Origin of the sequence: Paeniglutamicibacter cryotolerans (assembly GCF_014190875.1) — a bacterium.
Lineage (GTDB): Bacteria > Actinomycetota > Actinomycetes > Actinomycetales > Micrococcaceae > Paeniglutamicibacter > Paeniglutamicibacter cryotolerans.
The window spans coordinates 1,272,979-1,292,745 of sequence record NZ_JACHVS010000001.1; the positions used below are offsets into that span (position 1 = coordinate 1,272,979).

Here is a 19,767-nt window from a genome sequence, read left to right on the forward strand (position 1 = left end):
GTGCGCGAAGCGGAGGCTAGCCGAGTTGGACGCGCACGCCCGGTACTGCGGCCGTCACGGCCGCCAGGATCGCTTCGTTGGCTTCCGGGTTGCCGATGGAGATGCGGATGCCCTCGCCGGCGAAGGCGCGGCCCCAGATTCCGCGCTCCCGCAGGATTGCATCCACGGCGCCGGTGTCCTCGCCGGTGGGCAGCCAAATGAAGTTGGCATAGGAGGGTGGGAACTCGATTCCAGCCGCCGTGAATCGGGCGCTGAGCTCGGCGCGGGCCTGGATCAGGGCGTCGATGCGGACCTGCAGTTCATCCTCGGCATCCAGCGACGCGACGGCGGCATGTTGGGCCAGCGTGGTCACGGCGAAGGGAATGGCCGTCTTGCGGAGGTTCGCCGCCACCTCGGCGGGGGCGATCGCGTAGCCGACCCGCAGCCCGGCCAAGCCGTAGGCCTTGGAAAAGGTATGCAGCACGGCGACGTTGGGGTAGCTGCGGAAGAATTCGATGCCCTGAGCCGAGCCGGGCTCCCGGTTGAAATGCAGGTATGCCTCGTCGATGACCACCAGCACGGTGGACGGTACCTCCCGCATGAAGGCCTCCACCTCGGCGGTGGTCACGATGGTGCCGGTGGGATTGTTGGGGTTGCAGATGAAGACCAGCCGGGTGCGGTCGGTGATCGCCGCTGCCATGGCGGGAAGGTCGTGGCGGCCCTCGGCATCGAGCGGGACCTCGAGGGGGACGGCCCCGGCCACGCGGGCCAGCATCGGGTAGGCCTCGAAGGAGCGCCAGGCGAACATGACCTCGTCGCCGGGATCGGTGGTGGCGTGGATCAGCTGTGCGGCAACCTCGACCGACCCGGCACCCAGGCAGATGTTTTCGGCTGACACGGAGAACTGCTCGGCCAGTCGGGCCGTGAGTTCCGGTGCCCCGCCGTTGGGGTATTCGTTGATGCCGCCGAGGCATTCCGCGACGGCCGCGGTGACCGAGGCCAGCGGAGGGTAGGGGTTTTCGTTGGAAGAGAGCTTGTGGGAGGCGGCAGCGCCGGCAGCGGGGCCCTGGCCCTGCTTGTAGGGCGGGATGTGGTCAAGCGAGGAACGGTGCGGCAGCGTCATGCGGGATCCTTCGGAGGCTTTCGTGACAACGTGTTTCGTCAACGATGGTGCAACTCACAGTAAGTTACGTAGCTCCGGCTGCATGGTCAAACGGACGCCAAAGGTGCGTACAACATGTACAGGAAGAGTGGTGTTCAGGTGGTTTTGCCGGACAAGTTGTCCACCTATGATCCGGGTGGGCTACTCTCTGCCGGCGTCGCGGACAAGCGGCAGGGTCCGGTTTTCGAAGTGGGTGACCAGCACGATCGAGCTGGAGGTCCGGTCCACCCCCGCGGTCTGCGAAACGGCGTCCAGAACCCGCTGCAGATCCACGGTGGACCGGGCCACGATCTTCACAAGCATGTCGCTGGAGCCCGAAACGGTGTGCATTTCCAGGATTTCGGGGATCCTGGCCAGCAGCGGTGCCACCTCTTCGTGGCCGTGTTCCTGGTGGATCTCCAGGGAGCAATACGTGATGATCGGGTAGCCCATGGCGCCCGGGTTGATCTGCAGAGCGATGCGCGCAACCACCCCGGCCTCCTGCAGCCGGTTTAGCCTGTTCTGCACCGTTCCACGGGCCACTCCCAGGCGCCTGGAGGATTCGAGCACACCGATGCCGGGCTCGTCGGTCATCAGCTCGATGATCGAGGCGTCCAGCGGATCAAGTTTCATCTGCCCATCATCGTGCCTGGGACCGGGCCCACGCCAATCCGCATCGTGGCCTAGAGCCCCAGCATCTCGCGCAGGTGCCCGTAGAGGAGGATGCCGTCCGGGTCGACCGCCTTGCGCTGGGCCAGGAAGCCGCCGAAATGCGGGTACTGCTCCCGCAGGTAGGAAGCGTCGCGGGTAGGCATCTTGCCCCAGTGCGGGCACCCGCCATGGGCGATGAAGACCTCTTCCACTTGCCCGAAGAACTCCCCGGCGGCTTCCCCCGCATAGCGGTGGACGGCGATGTAGAAGCTTTCGTGCCCAGCCGATCCAGATCCAGCAGGCCGACGGGGCGGGAGGCGAGGCCGGCCGCGTCCAGCGCCGCAAGGTAGCTGGGGAAGTCGTCGACGGCGGGCATCGTCTGCTGAAAATACGTGTCGGAATGTCTCACGTGAACTGCTCCAAGCGCCGGTGAGCGGAGGGGGCCGTGGTGCCGGCGCCGGGCACCGGTTCGGGAGTGCGCCCGATCTACAACATCGGGTGACCCGGGCACCTGAGCACCGGCGTGTGGTTTGATGGGGCGCATGCTCCACGCCATCTATTCGCGCCCGGAGGCCGAGCGGACTGGAACGCACCTGGTGATCCTGTTCCACGGCTACGGTTCCCGCGAGGAACACATGATCCCGTGGTTCTCCGCGTTGCCCGGGGATGCCACCGGGGTCGCCCTGCGCGGCGGGCTGGACATGGACGGTGAATACGGATGGTTCCTGCTCGACTACTTCCTGGCCAACGACTTCGCCGAGGTGCTCTCCGGCGCCGGGAGGGTGTTCGACTGGCAGGACGCAAACGCGACCGGGTACGCCTCGATCAGCCTGCTGGGCCATTCCCAGGGCATGGCGATGGCCTCGACGTTGCAGCGCCTGCGGCCCGGCTCTTACCGGGCCGTGGTGGGGCTGAGCGGGTTCGTGCTGGATAACGAGCTGCTGAACCTCACCGACACCGTGCCGGGGGATCGGGCCGAGGCGATCCCGTTCTTCTGGGGCCGGGACCCGATGGACCCGGTCATCAACGCCGACGCGCTCGAACACACGGCGGACTGGCTGTCGGCAAACTCGCGGCTCACGGCACGGAGCTACCCGGGCATGGGCCATGGGTTCGGTCCCGAGGAGCAGCGCGACGTGGCGGCCTTCCTGAACCATTACCTGCGTTGAACCCGAAGTGGCGTGCGGGAATCCACCGTTCGGTTGATGGACGAGCGAAAACCGGATGGCAGGGTGGGCGATGGAGGGTCAAGGGTTTGCCCGGCCGGACCCCCCCGTCTTGCTTTCCCGGGCCGTTTGAAAGGCAAGCGCACCGTGCTCCGATTGTTCTACACCTCCTTCAGCTTCGGCATCGTCGGCATTCTCTCCGGGCTGTACTACCGTGAGCTGACCAAGGCCCACCACTTCACCGACCGCTCGGCCTCGCAACTGGGCCTGGTCCACTCGCACTTCCTGGTGCTCGGCTTCGTCATCCTGCTGCTTGTCCTGGCACTGGAGAAGCTCTTCTCCCTCTCCGGCGTTGCACCGAAGCTCTTCAACTGGTTCTTCTGGACCTGGACGATCGGCGTCGCCATCACCGGCGGCATGATGGCGGTTAAGGGCTCACTGGTGGTGGTGGGTGCCGACGCCGGATCGGCGGCACTCTCGGGTATCGCCGGACTCGGCCATATCTGCCTGACCGCCGGATTCGTGCTGCTCTTCCTCGCGGTGCGTCGGGCCTTGGTGGCCGGCAACGTCCGGTCCGCGCCCCGTGCCTGAGGCGGCGGCCCGGGCCGCCCGGGCTCCACGCCGGGCGCGAAAAAGTCAGCCAACGCCCGGGCGGTGGTCCTACAGTTGGTCGTTATGAAGAACAACGCGATCACCTCGGTCATCATCGGACCCGACGGCAAACCCGTCCAGGGCATCCAGGGTGCGATCCTGCGTGCCATCACCCTGCAGCGCCCGCTAGTGCTGGCCTACCTGCGCCGGATGCGCCGACGACACCCGGGTGCCACGGCGGCGGAACTGGCCCGGATCGTCGAACGCGACTACCTGATCGCCGTCACCGGCGGCGGGGCCGCCGTTGGTGCCACCGCAGCCGTGCCCGCCGTGGGCACGGCGCTCGCGCTGGGCCTCTCGGCCACGGCGACCGTCGGATTCCTCGAGGCCAGTGCCCTCTACGGGCAGTCCCTGGCCGAGCTGCACGGTATCGCCACCGACGACCCGGATAAGACCCGCCTGCTGGTCATGGCCATCCTGCTCGGGGACGAGGGGTCCATGATGATCGCCTCGCTGACCCACCAGGCGGCCGGGCAGGGCGCCGGCCCCATCAAGGGCTGGGCGGCTGTGCTGGGTGCCGGAAACCGCAGCAGCCTGTGGCGCACGGCGGCGGCCAGCATCCAGAAGAAGTTCATGCGCAAGATCATGGCCACCCAGGGCGCCTCCATGGTCGGGCGCGTCATCCCCTTCGGCGTGGGAGCGGCAATCGGCGGTGCCGGCAACCATTTCCTGGGCCGGCGCGTGGTCCAGTCGGCGGGGCTGGCCTTCGGAGCCCTGCCGGTCACCGTGCCCGGGGCAGTGCTCGAGGCCGAGCTTCGGGGCACCGGGACTGTTTTCCGAACCACTGCCGAGCAGGACGTCGAACGGGAGATCGAGGACGAACGCAGGCGTCGGGCCGAGGCCTTGGGGCCCACCGGGAAGCCGTTGGACTCCTAGCCCAACAGGGCGTTGGCCACGGTGAAGATGAGAAGACCTGCCAGCGAGCCGACCACCGTGCCGTTGATCCTGATGAACTGCAGGTCCCGGCCGACTTGGAGCTCGATCTTCTGACTGGTTTCATTGCCGTCCCAGCGGGCGACGGTGTCCTTGATCAGCATGGCGATCTCCCCGCCATAGGTGGCCAGCAGATACCCGGCGGCTCCCACGACCCAGCCGTCGACCTTCGCGGAGAGCGCCGCGTCTGTACGCAGGCGGTTTCCCAGGTCGATCAGACCCCGGACGAAGGAGCGCCGAAGCTCGGATTCCGGATGCGACACGGCATCGATGAGCGCCTGCTTGATGCTTGACCAGCTGGTGGCCGCCAGTTCGCGCAGCTGCGGATCGCCCAGCAGCGAGTGCTTCAGCTCCTCCACCTTGGCGATCATCTCCGGCGAGCCCTGCATGTCAGTGGCGAAATCCGCCAGCCAGGCATCGATGCTCAGGCGCAGCGGGTGGTTAGGATTGGCGCGCACGGCGGCCGTGAGCTTGAGCAGTTCACGGTGGATCTTCTCGCCCAGCAGCTGATCGACCATGTTCGGGATCCAGGAGGGCGAGTGGGTGGCCACCAGCCCCACCACCGTGGAGCGGTTGGACCCCACCCATTCCTGGGCGCGTTCGACGAGAAGGTCCACGAGCGGGCGGTGATGCCCATCGGCGACCAGCCGCTGCACGATGCGCCCCAGCGTGGAGGACCATTCGGGGGCAAGCATGTGCTTCTTGGCCAGGGACTCGATCAGCCGGAGCACGTCCTCGTCGTCCAGCACCTCGAGGATCGCGCCGATCGCCACCGATGCCTCCTTGGCCACCCGCTCCGCCGAGGCTGGCTTCCGTAGCCAGGTTCCAACGGTGGCGGCAAAGTGGAGCTGCCTCAGTTTCTCCGACACGACCTCCTCGGAGAGGAAGTTCTCCTGCACGAACTCGCCCAGGGATTCCCCGATCTGGTCCTTCTTGCGCGGGATGATCGCCGTGTGGGGGATTTTCAGGCCCATCGGGTGCTTGAACAGTGCCGTGACCGCGAACCAGTCGGCCAACGCGCCGACCATGCCGCCTTCCGCCGCCGCACGCACGTATTGAAGCCACGGGTAGCGCTCCTGAAGCGCGAAGGCCACGGCAAACACCACCGCCATCATCACCAGGAGCGAGGTGGCCAGGCGTTTCATGCGACGCAGCGCCAAGGCCCGGTCGAGGTCGGTGAGCGGGGCAGCTACGGGCGACAGGTCGGACATGATCGTGGAACTCCTACTGATTGGCGGCACCCTAGAATTCCACGATAGTTCACCCCGTAGGCGCCCCACGACCTGCGCCGGCGGGGCCCGGCCGGTAGCGTGGAATCCATGAGCATCTTTGTCTTTGCGCACCGTGGTTCCAGTGAACGCTTCGCCGAGAACACCAGGGCCGCCTATCTGCAGGCGCTCGTCGAGGGCGCCGACGGCATCGAATGCGATGTCCATCTGAGCGCCGATGGCCAGGTCGTCTGCCACCACGACCCGACGGTGAACCGGACCTCGAACGCCACCGGCAGGGTCGCGGAGCTGACCCTTGCCCAACTGCGCGCCTTGGATTTCTGTTCGTGGAAGGGCGCCGAACTGCCCTCCGGTTATGGGGGCCCGCATGAGCAGCTGCTGACCCTCGGTGAGCTGGTGGGACTGATGCTCGCCGATGGATCGGAGGTCGGGCTGGCTGTGGAGATCAAACATCCGAGCCCGTTTGGCCGGAAGCTCGAGGAGCGGGTGTTGGAGGAGCTGCGCGCACTGGGCTGGGGTGCGCGGGATTCGCAGATCGGCAATATCACCGTTTCATTCATGAGCTTCGACCCGGGCTCGGTGGATTGGCTACTCGGGCACGTTCCGGCCGAATACGTATGCCAGCTGGTGACGTCAGTCGATGCGGAATGGATCGATGAACTGGCACGCGACGGGATGGTCGACAAGGCCGCGGTGGCAGGCGTTCTGGCCGAGTCGATGGAAGCGGGCGTGCAGTTGCTGGATCGCGGGCTCCCGGGCATCGCCGGTCCCGGCGTGTCTTACCTGCGCGCGCACCCCGATGCGCTGAAGCGCTGGTTGGATAACGGGAGGACCTTCCGGGTCTGGACCGTGGACCGGGAGAAGGACGCTGATTACCTCGTGGCGGCGGGCGTCACCCAGCTGACCAGCAACCGCCCGGCGCTGCTCAAGGAATACCTGGGTCTTGCCGCGGGGCGCGGCTGAGCAACGGCCCGAGGGCGGTAGAAGTCGCCGCACCGGACCATGTGACGGGCCGCCCCGGCGTGCATCGTTAGACTTGGTGGGTGAAAATCCAGCTGACGCCCGCCTCCAAGATCGCCCTGTCGATCTCCCTGGCGACCGGGCTCTACGGGATTTCCTTCGGCGCCCTGGGTGTTGCCGCCGGGTTGTCGGTCTGGCAGGCGGTGGCACTGAGCCTGCTGATGTTCACCGGAGGTTCGCAGTTCGCGTTCATCGGTGTTCTGGCCGGCGGTGGTTCGGGCGGGGCGGCCTTCGGCGCCGCATCGCTGCTAGGCATCAGAAATGCCGTGTATGGAATGCAAATGAATTCGATGTTGCGTCCGACCGGCTGGCTGCGGCCTGCGGCCGCCCACGTGACCATCGACGAATCGGTTGCCACGGCTTCCGGACAAAGCGATCCGGACGAGCAGCGACGTGGATTCTGGATCGCCGGGGTCGGCGTATTCGTCTTATGGAATATCTTTACCGCGCTCGGCGCACTCCTGGGCGACGCCCTGGGGGACCCGAAAGCCTGGGGGCTGGATGGTGCAGCGGTGGCCGCGTTCCTGGGCCTGCTCTGGCCACGGCTGCGCTCGCGTGAGCCAGTGGCCATTGCGGTCGTCTGCGCACTGGCAACCGTGCTGGTGATTCCGCTGGTCCCGCCCGGGATTCCGATTCTTGTCGCGGCGGCCATCGCCGCGGTCTGGGGCTGGTGGGGGAAGGGCCCCGCCCGCGAGGGGCTGGAGCCCGACCTTGACCCGTACGCGCATGAGCGCCGCGGTGAGACATCCGAGGGAGGAAAGCCATGAGCACTTGGACCTGGATCCTGCTGGCAGCCGCCGTGGCGTACCTGACGAAATTGTTGGGCTACCTCGTGCCAGCCCGGGTGCTGGAGAATGAGCGGGCCCTACGTGCAGCGGGAACCGTCACCATCGGGTTGCTCGCCTCGCTGACCATGGTCAATACGGTCTCCGCAGGCACCTCGGTGATCATTGACGCCCGGGCGGGTGCCTTGGTGGCCGCGCTGGTGGCGCTGCTGCTGCGGGCGCCGTTCCTGGCCGTGGTGATTGCGGGCGCCGCGGCAGCTGCCGTCTTGCGCCTCCTCGGCGCTCGCTGAACCGCGGGAATCCGTTCTTGGAAACATCCCAAGGCCTCGCGGTCCAATGACTGCCGTAATCAAATTGTGACGCGTGTTGAAATACTCGCGGGTAGAAATGTCAGCATCAACAAGTTTTTGTGACTAGGCTCACACCCATGTGGTTCTGGTTCCTACGGGAACCAGCGGCGACTTCCACTGACGGAAGACGTCCATGCCTTCAACCTGGGAGTAGACATGAACGAACGCGTTACATCCGCCCGACCCCTGCGCAAACGATTCCTTGCCGCCGGCGCCAGCATGGCCGTCGGGGCTCTGATGCTCAGCGGTTGCGCCCAAAGCCAGCGCGAGGAAAAGCCATCGGCCGGAACCAGCCAGGACGTTGGCGCCGGAGCGGAGGCGGTTGATCCGACTTTCATCTTCGCCGCATCTTCCGACCCGAAGTCCCTTGACCCTGCTTTCGCCTCTGATGGTGAATCATTCCGTGTCAGCCGTCAGATCTTCGAGGGGCTGGTCGGGACAGTGCCAGGCACCGCCGATCCGGCTCCCATGCTCGCTGAATCCTGGACGAACTCGGACGACGGCCTGAGCTACGATTTCAAGCTCAAGTCCGGTGTGACGTTCCAGGACGGAACCCCGTTCAATGCCGAGGCAGTCTGCGCTAACTTCGATCGCTGGTATAACTTCACCGGCATCCAGCAGGCCGACTCGGTGGCCTACTACTACAGCAGCCTCTTCAAGGGCTTCAAGGACAAGCCCGAAGGTGCCGTCTACAAGTCCTGCGAGGCCGTCTCCGATACCGAAGCGAAGATCGACCTCGCCGAACCGTTTGCCGGATTCGTTGCCGCGCTATCGCTTCCGGCCTTCGCCATGCAGTCGCCCACGGCCATGAAGGAATTCAAGGCCGACGAGATCTCTGGCAGCGCCGAATCACCGGTCCTTTCCGAATATGCCAAGGGTCACCCGGTTGGCACCGGACCGTTCAAGTTCGATAAGTGGAGCCCGGGCGATAACGTCGAACTCTCCGCCTATGACAACTACTGGGGCGATCAGGGCCAAGTCCAGAAGATCGTCTTCCGTATGATCGACGATCCGGTAGCCCGCCGCCAGTCCCTGGAAGCCGGCGACATTGACGGCTACGACCTGGTCGCACCGGCAGACACCAAAGCGCTGAAGGACGCCGGCTACAACGTGCTGTCCCGCGAACCCTTCACGATCCTTTACCTGGGACTGAACCAGAAGGTCAAGGAGCTCCAGGACGTCAAGGTCCGCCAGGCTATCTCCTACGCCATCGACAAGGACGCGCTGATCAAGCAGACCCTGCCCGAGGGCACCAAGAAGGCCATCGAGTTCATCCCGGATGTCGTGAATGGCTACAACTCGGACGTGGAGGCCTATGACTTCAACCCGGAGAAGGCCAAGGAACTGCTGAAGGAAGCCGGATACCCGGACGGATTCACCATCAAGTTCAACTACCCCACAGGTGTTTCCCGCCCGTACATGCCCACCCCCGAGCAGGTGTTCACCAATATCAGTGCCCAGCTCAAGGACGTTGGCATCAAGGTCGACCCGCAGCCGAACAAGTGGGCCCCCGACTACCTGGACCGCGTGCAGGCAACGGCCGATCACGGCATCCACCTGCTGGGCTGGACCGGGGACTACAACGACACGGATAACTTCGTCGGCGTGTTCTTCGGCCAGGAGAAGCCCGAGTTCGGCTTCGAGAACAAGGCCCTGTTCGACAAGCTGACCAAGGCCCGCGGCATTGCCGTCCTCGCCGAGCAGACCCCGCTGTACGAGGAGATCAACGCCGACGTGGCGAAGTTCGTCCCGGCCGTGCCGCTGGCGCACCCGGCCCCGTCGTTGGCCTTCGATTCACGGGTGGAGTCCTACCCCACCAGCCCGGTCAATGACGAGGTCTTCAACGAGATCAAGCTCACGAAGTAATCCCGAGGTTTCAGGCGGTGGGCCCATGGCCCACCGCCTGTTCCTTTTATCCTGCTTCCCGAAAGGACATAGTGCTTCGAGTCATCGGCCAACGTCTGGCCCTGCTGATCCCGACGCTCCTCGGGCTGTCCATCCTGCTCTTCCTCTGGGTCCGCAACTTGCCCGGAGGCCCGGCAACGGCCCTGCTGGGCGACAAGGCGACCCCGGAAGCCGTGGCCCGCATCAACGAGGCCTACGGTTTCAACAAGCCGATCATCGAGCAGTACCTCTCCTATATGGGCAAGCTGTTGCGCGGGGACTTCGGGGTGAGCCTCCAGACCGGCCGACCGGTGCTGGAGGAATTCGCCACCCGCTTTCCCGCCACGGTGGAACTGACCATCGTTGCCGTCGTCTTCGCCGTGGGCGTCGCCATCCCGTTGGGCTACTGGGCGGCATCGCACGTGGGTCGCTGGCAGGACCATGCCTCGGTGGGAATTTCACTGGTTGGCATCGTGGTCCCGGTCTTTTTCCTCGCATTCATCCTCAAATGGCTCTTCGCCATCAAGCTCCCGATCTTCCCGACCGATGGGCGGCAAAGTCCGCGCATAGATGCAACCCACATCACTGACTTCTATGTGCTGGACGGACTGCTGACCCGGGAATGGGATGCGTCCTGGGATGCCTTCGTGCACCTGATACTTCCGGGGGTGGCCCTCGGAACCATTACGCTGGCCATCGTCGCGCGCATCACCCGGGCCTCGGTGCTCGAGGTCCAGAACGCCGACTACGTCCGCACTGCGCGCGCCAAGGGGCTGAACCAGAAGCTGATCCGCAACCGGTTCGTGCTGCGCAATGCGATGCTGCCGGTGGCCACCACGATCGGCCTGCAACTTGGCCTGCTGATCTCGGGCGCCGTGCTCACCGAGACGGTGTTCGCCTTCAACGGCATCGGACGCTTCCTGCGCGATGCGATCTTCAGCCTGGACTATCCGGTGCTGCAGGGCTTCATCATCTTCATCGCCATCATTTATTCGCTGATCAACCTGGTCGTTGACGTCTCCTACGGCATCATCGACCCGAGAGTGCGTGTGCAATGAGCATCGATCTTCCGGAGGCGGCAATCCCCGACAAGGTGCCCGAAGCGCCGCCAGAAAAAGGAACCAGCATCTGGCGCGATGCCTTCATCAGGCTGCGCCGCAATCCCTCGGCCGTGGCCGGAGCGGTCATTGTGGTGCTTTTCCTGCTGGTGGCGTTGTTCGCGCCGTTCCTGGCGCCATATGGAGGCGAGGACCTGCCCGGACGCAAGGAGATCACCCCGACCCATATTCCCGGCCCGGGGGAGCTGCCGCAATTCCTGTTGGGGTTGGACCGATTCGGTGGCGACGTGCTCTCCAAATTGATCTGGGGTGCCCGCTCCTCGCTGATGATCGGCGTGGTGTCCACGGCGTTCGGCCTGATTGGCGGCATGCTGCTGGGTGTGTTGGCCGGCGGGCTCGGAGGTTGGGTCGATAACGTGATCATGCGCTTCGTGGACCTGCTGTTGTCAGTGCCGAACCTCTTGCTCGCTGTTTCCATTGCGGCGATCCTCGGGCAGGGGGCCTATGCGATCATGATAGCCATCGGTGTTTCTCAGGTACCCATTTTTGCCCGGCTGCTGCGCTCCTCAATGCTCTCCCAGCGCGGGGCCGACTATGTGCTGGCGGCGCAGACCCTGGGTTTGAGTAAACGGACCATCACCATGAGCCACCTGCTGCCCAATTCCTTGGGCCCGGTGATCGTGCAGGCGACACTGACCCTGGCCACAGCAGTCATCGACGCCGCTGCGCTGAGCTTCCTGGGACTGGGTGGCGGGCGGCCGGAAACCGCCGAATGGGGGCGCATGCTCACCTACGCGCAGGCCGAACTGGGTATCGCCCCGCAGCTCGCGTTCCTGCCCGGCATCTGCATCGCCATCACGGCGCTCGGCTTCACGCTGCTGGGAGAGTCCCTGCGCGAGGCCTTGGACCCCCGCTCGCGGCGGCGCTGACGGGGTCGGGGATCCAGCTCCCGCACCCGAACGGGGAGGAGGCCGGCAAGCGGAAGGCTATCGTTTGCCGGCCTCCCGCATGAGCAGGATGAAGCAGGCAATGAAGGCCAGCTCAAGGACGGCAAGCAGGGTGACTCCGACCGGGTTCCCGGCCCGGGCGAGCAGGATCCCGCCGAGCACCAGCAGCGTGGTCCCCATCAGTAACAGCCATGCGGCCATGAACACCCGCACGCCGCGGCTGCGGCGCCCGGTGAGGGGGCCGAATGGGTCGGGTGCTGGCCGGGGCTCATCCTGCGGCGCATCCCCTTCGTGGCCGTCCCCATCCTCGGGTCGCGGAGGGATCATGCCACGTCGGAATCCAGCTCGATCAGCAGTTCGTTGCCCGGGATCGAGGCGAGCAGCTTGCGCGTGTAGGGATGGCGCGGGTTGGTGAAGATCTCCTCGGAGGAGGCGGCCTCCACCAGCTCCCCATCCTTCATCACGCAGACATAATCAGAGATCAGCCGGACGACCGCCAGATCGTGGGAGATGAACAGGTAGCTCAGGCCCATTTCCGCCTGCAGGTCCCCGAGCAGCTTCAGGATCTGTGCCTGGACCAGCACGTCGAGGGCCGAGACCGGTTCGTCGCAGATCAGCAGTTCGGGCTTCAGGGCCAGGGCGCGGGCAATGGCAACGCGCTGGCGTTGGCCACCGGAGAGCTCGGCCGGGTAGCGCCGCAGCATCGAAGCCGGAAGGGCGACCTGTTCCATGAGCTCGCGGACCCGGACCGCGCGTTCGCGGGCATTGCCGCGCTTGTAGGCACTGAGCGGTTCCTCGATGATGCGCCCGACGGTGAACATCGGGTTCAGCGAGGAATAGGGATCCTGGAAGACCGGTTGGACACGTTGGCGGAAGTTGCTCAGTCGCTCGCCCTTGAGAGTTGAGACGTCCTGCCCGTCGAAGATCATGGTGCCACTGGTAGGTTCGATGAGCTTGAGTAGCATTCGGGCTGTGGTCGTCTTGCCCGACCCCGATTCGCCCACGATCGCCACGGTGGTTCCGCGCGGCACTTCCAAAGTGACGTTCCTGGCCGCGTAGAAATCCTCTTTCTTGCGGCCCCGGCCCGGGTACACCTTGGTCAGGTCCCTGAGCTCGACGATGTTCTCGACCGCGGCCATGGGTTCCACGGAAGACTCGGCGCGCTGAGTCAGGTCCTTGGCGTAAGCGCCCGGACGCAGCCGCACGGCGGCGACGGAGGGCGCGGCGGCGACCAGCGACCGGGTGTAGGGGTGTTGCGGATCCTCGAGCAGCTGCCGGGCCGGCCCTGCTTCCACCACCAGGCCACGGTGCATCACCACCAGGTCCGAGGCGCGTTCGGCGGCGAGGCCCAGGTCGTGGGTGATCAGCAGGACGGAGGTTCCTAGCTCGGCCGTCATCTGCTCGATCTGGTCCAGGATGGTCTGCTGCACCGTCACGTCCAGGGCCGAGGTGGGTTCATCGGCGATCAGCAGCCGCGGCCGGCAGGCCAGCCCGATGGCGATGAGCGCGCGTTGGCGCATGCCGCCGGAGAATTCGTGCGGGTACTGCTTGGCCCGCTCCTTGGCGTCGGGCAGCCCGGCAGCCTGAAGCGTTTCGATGACCTTCCGGTCCACGTCCTTGGAGGTGGCCATGCCGTGGGCCAGCAGGGTTTCAGCGACCTGCTGCCCGATCTTCGTGACCGGATTCAGGTTGGACATCGGATCCTGGGGGACCATGCCGATATGCCGGCCGCGGATGGAGCGCAACCGGTTCTCCGGCATCCCGACCAGTTCCTTGCCGTCGAAGCGGATCGAGCCGCTGGTGACTTTCCCGTTGCCCGGGAGCAGGCCGATGATGGCCATGGCGGTGGTTGACTTGCCGGATCCCGATTCGCCCACGATGGCCAGGGTGCGTCCGGCCTCCAGGGTCAGCGAGGCGTTATTCACTGCCTGGATGCCGCCGGAGAGGGTGTCGAAGGAAATGCCCAGGTTCGAGACCTCGAGCAGTGGGCTCACCGCAGTGGGCCCGGCGGACTCGGTGCGGTGCAGTGCGCCGGTGGCGTCGGAGTATTCGGTCATTGAACCATCCTGCCCCACCGACGAGTTAAAAAGTGACTTTCATCACCCTTGGTTTGCTCGGTGTCAGTCGGCTGACCGGGCGCGAAAGGGGGCTGCTGGCCTCCGGCACGTCCACCCTCCAATGCGTGTGCGCCGGGACGCGGATCTGGGTGGTCAGATCGGTGCCCTCGGCCACATGCCCCAGCTGCTAGATGAATGGGGCATCGATGCCGCAGTCCAGGGGGAAACGAGGCTGCGTTATGGGATGTCCACGAGCAGCTCGCCCGAGGCGCCATGCAGTCGACCTGCACCAGCAGGCCGCCCTTTTTCAGCGTCGCGGTGAACGATGTCGATTGCTCGTGCTCCGTCACCCGTTCCGGGAGCCCGTGGAGATCAGCGGGCGCTGCCCGGGCCGGAGGGCCAGGAAATCCAGTGCCCGCCGCCCGGACAGCGTGGGTGTAGTAAACCTTTCCCGGGACGGCTTTGCACGCGGTGCCGATGCGGACCCGGAACCTTCGGCTCAGGGGCCGGGTCCAGCGTCCCGTCGGCCTCCACCGTGGCGGTGCAGCCGCTCAGCAGCGAAGCGGCGACAAGTGACGAACCGAGAAGTGCCGTGAATCCGGCCGGATCCCTGCCGCGGTGCCTCACATCGCGAGTTTGCGGGTGTTGACTCCGTCGGTGACCAGCACCACGCCGAAAAGTGCGACGAACACGGCCAGCAGGATCAGGAAGCCCATGATGCCGGCGCCCGGGAAGATCACCAGAACCAGGCCCAAGATGATGCTGACGCCACCGCTGAGCAGCCCGAGCCACCACAGGGAGAAGGCCTTTTTCAGGAACAGGGCGGCCACTACCTGCAGGACGCCGATGGCCAAAGCCCACCAGCCGATGATCAGGGTCAGGATCACGGCAGTCACGTTGGGCCAGATGATCGCCAGGATGCCGCCGAGGACCGAGACGATGCCGGCCACCAACACCCAGCTGGAGTAGCGCCGGGCCCCGGGCAGGCGGCGGTTCGTGGACCACTGGATGATTTCGGTGATGCCGTCGAGCACGATGAATATCGCAAACAGGATCACCAGGGTTGCCACGCTCAGCTTCGGCCAGGCCAGTACCAGCACGGCGAAGATGATGGCCAGCACCCCGCGGATGATCAATGCGTTTCCCGCGGCCTTGGTCGGCTTGATGGTTACCAGCTCAATCATTGTCTGCCCCCGTTGATTCCCGTGTTATGAGACCACTCTAGGGCTCGGGGATGGGATTCCACAGGGCTGGCGACCAGTGCCGTGCCGATGCCCGCCGGGTGTTCACCAGCCGGTGGCATTGGCCTGCTGTTCCGGCCCCGCGGCCCGTTCCCGGATGCCACTACGCGTGCGCTGAACACGCCGCCCGGCCCGGGGAGCGCCGGCCCTTGCCCATATCCCCGCCCGGCCGCCTCTGCCGGCGGTGGCGCCGAAGTTTCCTGTCCCGTTCACCGGGGGTTTGCACGCCGGCCGCCGCCCGGTCCCCCCGGCTTCATAGCCTTGAACTGCGGCTCGGATTCCTCCGGACCGCGGACCCACCGAAGAAAGTCACTACATCCCATGGTTCAGCTGATTACCCTTGACGTCGCCGGCACTACAGTCAACGAGGGCGGTGCCGTTTACGCCTCGCTGAAGGCGGTCATCGAAGAGGCGCTCTCGGTCACGATCTCCGAGGAGCAGCTACGCCCGGCGCTCGGCGCCAACAAGCGCGAGGCCATCGCCGGCTTCCTTACCGCGTTCACCGGCGAAGCGGACCCGGAAGAGGTCGAGCGCCTCTACGAACTGTTCCGCCTCCGGCTAACCCGCAGCTACGCCGAAAACCCGCCGGTCGAATTGCCCGGTGTTGGCGAGGCCATCGACCGGATGCGGGCCGCGGGCATGATCGTGGCACTGACCACCGGCTTCAGCCGATCGATCAGCATGATGGTGCTGGACTCCCTGGGCTGGAGCGTCGGCCCGAGCGCCGAGGATCGGGTGGACTTCCTTATCACCTCCGACGACGTGGACGCCGGACGCCCCGCACCGGACATGATCCGGTACGCCATGCGCCTGGCCGGCGTCTCCGACCCGGCCCAGGTCCTCGCCGCCGGCGACACCGAACGCGACCTGGCGGCAGGCATGAACGCCGGCGCGAAGTACGTGGTGGCGGTAGCCACCGGTGCGCAGAGCGGCGAACACCTGTCCACGTTCCCGCACACTCATCTTTGCGACGTGCGCGACCTGCCCGAGCTGCTGGGCGTCTCCGAGCGCGAGAAAACCGCGGCACCGTGACACCGGCGCGACCCGATCCCTTCGCCCTCACCGGTGCGGACGTCATCGGGTTCGCCCACGCCTCGCTTTCCGTGGAGCGGTGGGCCGGGCGTTTGGGTCATCGAACGCGCTGACCGTGCCATCGGCGCCGCGATCCGCAATTCCAGACACCGCGGCCCCACCACCCAGGACGGGTCAGGGGCCCGGCTACGCCCTGGCCGGCCTCACTGGCTTCGCCCAGGAAGGGAAGCCGGGTTCCGGATCAGCGGGCACCGGATGCTGATAGCGGCCCGTGCCGAGGACGAGCGGGAGCTGTTGGTTCGTTTCGCCGGCCGTGCCCGGACCGACGGCGAGGACTGGCCGGTGGTGGTCGCCAGCTACCCTGGCCACCAGCTCGGTCGTGGCCGGGGTGATGGCCGCCTCGGCGACGGACGTGCCCCCAGCGTTCACCACTGCGACAACATGGCGGCCCCGGTGGTTGGCCAGGCGGGTGTTGAGGCCGAATTCCACGGCGAAGTCGTGCCCGGTCGGATTGGTGCCCTCGACCAGGTCCACGTCGATCTGCGCGGCGATCTTTTAGTGGGCTGCAACGTCGCGGGAGTAGATGTCTGCGGTGCGCCCGGCGATGACCAGCTCGCGGGCCTCGGCGCGGGTCATGCCAGCTGCGGCGCGTGAATCATCGAATTCAAACAGGTCCCGCACCAGCCCGGTGACGGCGTCCGTTGCCGGGCCCTCCGACTCGACGATAGGGCGGAAGCATCCGACCCTATCGGCGTGGCAGTGGATTATCTCAGCCAATCCGAGGGTGGCCAGCGGTTTCCTGCTCAAGGGGGTGGAAGCGCTGACAGATGGCCCGCGGGCCATGGTCTTCTGGGGACTAGAGTTCCGTTGCTAGTCATCCCTTATCGTCCCAGGGGCGCCGGTGTGCCGCTCCGGCCCGGGGGCCGGGTGTGGACCCGGCATCGGGCAGGCTTACCCGGCGGCGAGCGGTCGGATCGGGCCAACTCCCGGCCAACACCCGGGCGGCGTTGATGCGCCGGGCGGCTGGGTGTGAAACGCTGGAGAACGATGCCTACCACCGATGCCCCTGACACGCAGCGCCGGCGCCGCCGACCATCGCGCGCGCGCCGCCTGCTGCGCACCTTGGTGTTGCTTGGCTCCCTGCTGACCGCAGCCCTGATTTCCTTCCATTCCAGCGTCCCCGACGTGGCGGGCCTGGGCCTGCTGGTGGACAGCGCCGCCCCCTGGCTCGGGCTGGCCATGGTTCCGCTGTTGGCGCTGGCGCTTCTCACCCGCAGTGCCATGGCCCCCGCTTTCGTGCTGATCCCTGCGCTGGCCTGGGCTGCCGCCTTTGGGTCGGCCGTGATTCCGCTGTCCTGGAGCGCCCCGGAGCCGACAGCCGGAGCCCTGGGCATCGCCAGCCAAAACGTGAAGTCGGGTTCCGGGACGGCGCTCGAATCGGCCCGCACGCTCTCCGCCACCGGGGCCGATCTGATTGCCTTGCAGGAACTGGATCCCGGTGCCGACGGCCCGGTCACGGCCGGGCTGTCGGCCGACTACCCGTACCACTTCGTGGTCGGTACCGTCGGCCTGTGGAGCCGGTATCCGCTGCATTCCCCGGTGGCACTCGACCTGGGCCTGGGCTGGAAACGGGCCCTGTCCGCGCGCGTCACCACCGATGCCGGGGAGGTGAAGATATACGTGGTGCATGCCGCATCGGCCCGTCCGAACGACCATGCCGACCGCGATGAGATGCTCTTCCAGCTCTCGACGGCCATTAAAGCCGATGCCGCATCGCGGGTCATCGCCGTCGGCGACTTCAACGCCACCGCCTACGACCGGGCCTTCGCCCCGCTGCTGCGCACCCTTGATGAACCACGGCAGAATGCCGGCGGACTGGGCTTCACCTGGCGGGCCGATCCGCTTCCCGTGATGCGCCTTGACCATTTCCTCTCGCGGGGGCTGCCGGTCACCTCCAACACTGTGCTTCCGGCGGGCAAGAGCGACCACCTGGCGGTCCGCACCAACGTGAACCTCCTGGCCGGAAGCTAACCCGGTCCCCGGAAACGCACAAGGACCTCCGCAGGGGCGGGGCCGGTCTACCCGAAGGGTTCGATCCGGCACCTTCCCAGCGGAGGTCCTTTCCGTCTTCTCCGCACGGCGCCACCGGCGCGGTGCGGTCATGCGGCTAGCTGGTGGCGTCCGCCGCGGCGGTTTCCGCTGCCGGCGTGTAGTTCTCCAGCGCGGGCCGGATCCGGCCGCTGGCGGGAACCAGGAACTGGTAGGCGGCCAGCAGCAGCACGATCCACACGCCACCGACGATCAGTGCCGTGCGTCCGGCGGTGCTGAAGCCCAGGATCACGACGACCAGTGCCATGAACGCGAAGCCCAGGTAGGTCGGCAGCGGCCACAGAGGCAGCGCGAAGATGCCCTTGGGCGCGTTCTCGCGGGCCAGCTCGCGGCGCATCAGGTGGTGCGAGAGCAGGATCGAGGTCCAGACGAACAGCGTCGCGAAGGTTGCGATGGAGGCGACCACCAGGAAGAGCTGGTCCGGGATCCAGAAGTACAGGCCCAGGCCGACCAGCAGGCAGACGCTCACGAGGGCCACCGGCACTGTCGGGATGCCGTGGCGGTTGACCTTGGCGAAGGACTTCGGTGCGTGGCCCTGGGCGGCCAGGCCGAACATGGCCCGGACCGCCGCGTAGACGATCGAGTTCATGGCGGACAGCGCTGCCGTGAGTACCACGGCGTTGATGACGTGCACGGCGCCGGGGATGCCGATGCCGGCGAAGACCTGGACGAACGGGCTGATGTCGGGATCCATGGTGTGCCAGGGGATCAGGCACATCAGCACGCCTAGGGACAGCACGTAGAAGAGCAGGACGCGGACTGGAACCGTGTTGACGGCCTGCGGGATGGACGTTGCCGGGTCGTCGGCCTCGCCCGCGGTCATGCCCAGGGTTTCGATGCCGCCGAAGGAGAAGACGACGATGCCCAGGCTCATGATGATGCCCCAGACGCCGAACGGGGCGAATCCGCCGAAATCGACCAGGTTGTGCACGCCGGGTTCGTAGCCGCCGGTGCTGATGCCGAAGACGATCAGGTACAGCCCGGTGCCGATCAACGCGATGATCGTGGTGACTTTGATCAGCGAGAACCAGAATTCCATCTCGCCGAAGATGCCGACGCGCATGGTGTTCAGGCCGGCGATCAGCAGCAGTGCCGCGAGCATCCAGATCCAGCCCGGGGTGTCCGGGAACCACATGCGCATGTACGTGCCCACCGCGGTCATGTCGGCGATGGCCACGACGATCATTTCGAACACGAAGGTCCAGCCGGTCAGGAAGCCCATGCGCGGGCTGATGTAGCGCCCGGCGTACTGGGCGAACGATCCGGCGATCGGGTGGCGCACTGCCATCTCGCCGAGCGAGCGCATGACCGCGAAGACCAGCAGTCCGGCGATGACGTAGGCGATCAACACGGCGGGACCGGCGGTCTGGATGGTCTTGGCAGAGCCGTAGAACAGGCCCGTGCCGATGGCCGAGCCCAATGCAATGAAGCGGACGTGGCGCGGGGTCAATCCACGCTGCAGGGTCCGCTTCGAGTCCGATTCGGGGGGGGTGGTCTGAGTCAGAACTGTGGTCATGATCCTAGCCGGGGGTGA

The 19,767-nt window shown here is 66.2% G+C and carries 21 protein-coding genes; 11 read left to right on the top strand and 10 right to left on the bottom strand.

Annotated elements, in window-relative coordinates; all coding sequences use genetic code 11:
- Positions 1-16: 16 nt before the first annotated feature.
- The 3 genes from hisC to E9229_RS19795 all read right to left on the bottom strand — a co-directional run bounded on the left by hisC (position 17) and on the right by E9229_RS19795 (position 2,406).
- The gene (hisC, locus tag E9229_RS06035; RefSeq protein ID WP_183510365.1) at positions 17-1,102 is read right to left on the bottom strand and encodes a histidinol-phosphate transaminase; all 1,086 of its coding nucleotides are present in this window, start codon (positions 1,100-1,102) and stop codon (positions 17-19) included.
- A 180-nt stretch (positions 1,103-1,282) separates the two neighbouring features.
- The gene (locus E9229_RS06040) at positions 1,283-1,753 is read right to left on the bottom strand and encodes an Lrp/AsnC family transcriptional regulator (protein ID WP_183510366.1); all 471 of its coding nucleotides are present in this window, start codon (positions 1,751-1,753) and stop codon (positions 1,283-1,285) included.
- A gap of 50 nt (positions 1,754-1,803) precedes the next feature.
- A complete protein-coding gene (locus tag E9229_RS19795) occupies positions 1,804-2,406 on the bottom strand; it encodes a D-arabinono-1,4-lactone oxidase (protein WP_312855613.1) in 603 nt (200 codons plus the stop codon).
- Between E9229_RS19795 and E9229_RS06050 the strand changes: the two genes are divergently transcribed.
- From E9229_RS06050 to E9229_RS06060, 3 genes are all read left to right on the top strand, one after another.
- Positions 2,314-2,940 carry an alpha/beta hydrolase gene (locus tag E9229_RS06050; RefSeq protein ID WP_183510370.1) on the top strand — a complete coding sequence of 209 codons (627 nt, stop codon included), beginning with the start codon at positions 2,314-2,316 and terminating at the stop codon, positions 2,938-2,940. The genes E9229_RS19795 and E9229_RS06050 overlap by 93 nt on opposite strands.
- A gap of 144 nt (positions 2,941-3,084) precedes the next feature.
- The gene (locus tag E9229_RS06055; RefSeq protein ID WP_183510371.1) at positions 3,085-3,528 is read left to right on the top strand and encodes a DUF2871 domain-containing protein; all 444 of its coding nucleotides are present in this window, start codon (positions 3,085-3,087) and stop codon (positions 3,526-3,528) included.
- An 84-nt stretch (positions 3,529-3,612) separates the two neighbouring features.
- A complete protein-coding gene (locus tag E9229_RS06060) occupies positions 3,613-4,464 on the top strand; it encodes a hypothetical protein (RefSeq protein WP_183510372.1) in 852 nt (283 codons plus the stop codon).
- Here the strand turns inward: E9229_RS06060 and E9229_RS06065 are convergent.
- The gene (locus tag E9229_RS06065; RefSeq protein WP_183510373.1) at positions 4,461-5,732 is read right to left on the bottom strand and encodes a DUF445 domain-containing protein; all 1,272 of its coding nucleotides are present in this window, start codon (positions 5,730-5,732) and stop codon (positions 4,461-4,463) included. The genes E9229_RS06060 and E9229_RS06065 overlap by 4 nt on opposite strands.
- A 108-nt stretch (positions 5,733-5,840) precedes the next feature.
- Between E9229_RS06065 and E9229_RS06070 the strand changes: the two genes are divergently transcribed.
- From E9229_RS06070 to E9229_RS06095, 6 genes are all read left to right on the top strand, one after another.
- Positions 5,841-6,713, top strand: coding sequence for a glycerophosphodiester phosphodiesterase (locus tag E9229_RS06070; RefSeq protein WP_183510374.1), 873 nt, complete (start codon positions 5,841-5,843; stop codon positions 6,711-6,713).
- An 80-nt stretch (positions 6,714-6,793) separates the two neighbouring features.
- On the top strand, positions 6,794-7,537 hold the full coding sequence (locus E9229_RS06075) for an AzlC family ABC transporter permease (protein ID WP_312855614.1): 744 nt from the start codon (positions 6,794-6,796) through the stop codon (positions 7,535-7,537).
- Positions 7,534-7,845, top strand: coding sequence for an AzlD domain-containing protein (locus E9229_RS06080; protein ID WP_183510376.1), 312 nt, complete (start codon positions 7,534-7,536; stop codon positions 7,843-7,845). The genes E9229_RS06075 and E9229_RS06080 overlap by 4 nt, the downstream gene beginning before the upstream one ends.
- Positions 7,846-8,061: 216 nt before the next feature.
- Complete coding sequence (locus tag E9229_RS06085; RefSeq protein WP_183510377.1) at positions 8,062-9,771, top strand: ABC transporter substrate-binding protein; 1,710 nt, start codon at positions 8,062-8,064, stop codon at positions 9,769-9,771.
- Between the two features lie 71 nt (positions 9,772-9,842).
- The gene (locus E9229_RS06090) at positions 9,843-10,847 is read left to right on the top strand and encodes an ABC transporter permease (RefSeq protein WP_183510378.1); all 1,005 of its coding nucleotides are present in this window, start codon (positions 9,843-9,845) and stop codon (positions 10,845-10,847) included.
- Positions 10,844-11,776, top strand: coding sequence for an ABC transporter permease (locus E9229_RS06095; protein ID WP_183510379.1), 933 nt, complete (start codon positions 10,844-10,846; stop codon positions 11,774-11,776). The genes E9229_RS06090 and E9229_RS06095 overlap by 4 nt, the downstream gene beginning before the upstream one ends.
- Before the next feature lie 57 nt (positions 11,777-11,833).
- Here the strand turns inward: E9229_RS06095 and E9229_RS06100 are convergent, their stop codons facing one another.
- The 3 genes from E9229_RS06100 to E9229_RS06110 all read right to left on the bottom strand — a co-directional run bounded on the left by E9229_RS06100 (position 11,834) and on the right by E9229_RS06110 (position 15,035).
- Positions 11,834-12,121: a hypothetical protein gene (locus tag E9229_RS06100; protein WP_183510380.1), complete on the bottom strand. Its 288-nt coding sequence runs from the start codon at positions 12,119-12,121 to the stop codon at positions 11,834-11,836.
- Positions 12,118-13,851: a dipeptide ABC transporter ATP-binding protein gene (locus E9229_RS06105; RefSeq protein WP_183510381.1), complete on the bottom strand. Its 1,734-nt coding sequence runs from the start codon at positions 13,849-13,851 to the stop codon at positions 12,118-12,120. Before E9229_RS06105 ends, E9229_RS06100 begins: the two co-directional genes overlap by 4 nt.
- Before the next feature lie 623 nt (positions 13,852-14,474).
- Entirely contained in the window at positions 14,475-15,035 is a 561-nt protein-coding gene (locus E9229_RS06110) for an HdeD family acid-resistance protein (protein ID WP_183510382.1), read from the bottom strand.
- A gap of 378 nt (positions 15,036-15,413) precedes the next feature.
- Between E9229_RS06110 and E9229_RS06115 the strand changes: the two genes are divergently transcribed.
- Positions 15,414-16,124 (top strand): phosphonatase-like hydrolase, encoded by a 711-nt coding sequence (locus E9229_RS06115; RefSeq protein ID WP_183510383.1) that lies wholly within the window; start codon positions 15,414-15,416, stop codon positions 16,122-16,124.
- A 186-nt stretch (positions 16,125-16,310) separates the two neighbouring features.
- Here E9229_RS06115 and E9229_RS06120 read toward each other — a convergent pair whose 3' ends face one another.
- Both E9229_RS06120 and E9229_RS06125 read right to left on the bottom strand, forming a co-directional pair.
- Positions 16,311-16,658, bottom strand: coding sequence for a hypothetical protein (locus tag E9229_RS06120; RefSeq protein WP_183510384.1), 348 nt, complete (start codon positions 16,656-16,658; stop codon positions 16,311-16,313).
- A gap of 21 nt (positions 16,659-16,679) precedes the next feature.
- Entirely contained in the window at positions 16,680-16,901 is a 222-nt protein-coding gene (locus tag E9229_RS06125) for a hypothetical protein (RefSeq protein WP_183510385.1), read from the bottom strand.
- 270 nt (positions 16,902-17,171) lie between these two features.
- On the opposite strand from E9229_RS06125, the gene E9229_RS06130 reads away from it, so the two are divergent.
- The gene (locus E9229_RS06130) at positions 17,172-18,155 is read left to right on the top strand and encodes an endonuclease/exonuclease/phosphatase family protein (protein ID WP_183510386.1); all 984 of its coding nucleotides are present in this window, start codon (positions 17,172-17,174) and stop codon (positions 18,153-18,155) included.
- A 136-nt stretch (positions 18,156-18,291) separates the two neighbouring features.
- Here the strand turns inward: E9229_RS06130 and E9229_RS06135 are convergent, their stop codons facing one another.
- Positions 18,292-19,749, bottom strand: a complete 1,458-nt coding sequence (locus E9229_RS06135) for an amino acid permease (RefSeq protein ID WP_183510387.1) — start codon at positions 19,747-19,749, stop codon at positions 18,292-18,294.
- Between the last annotated feature and the right edge of the window lie 18 nt (positions 19,750-19,767).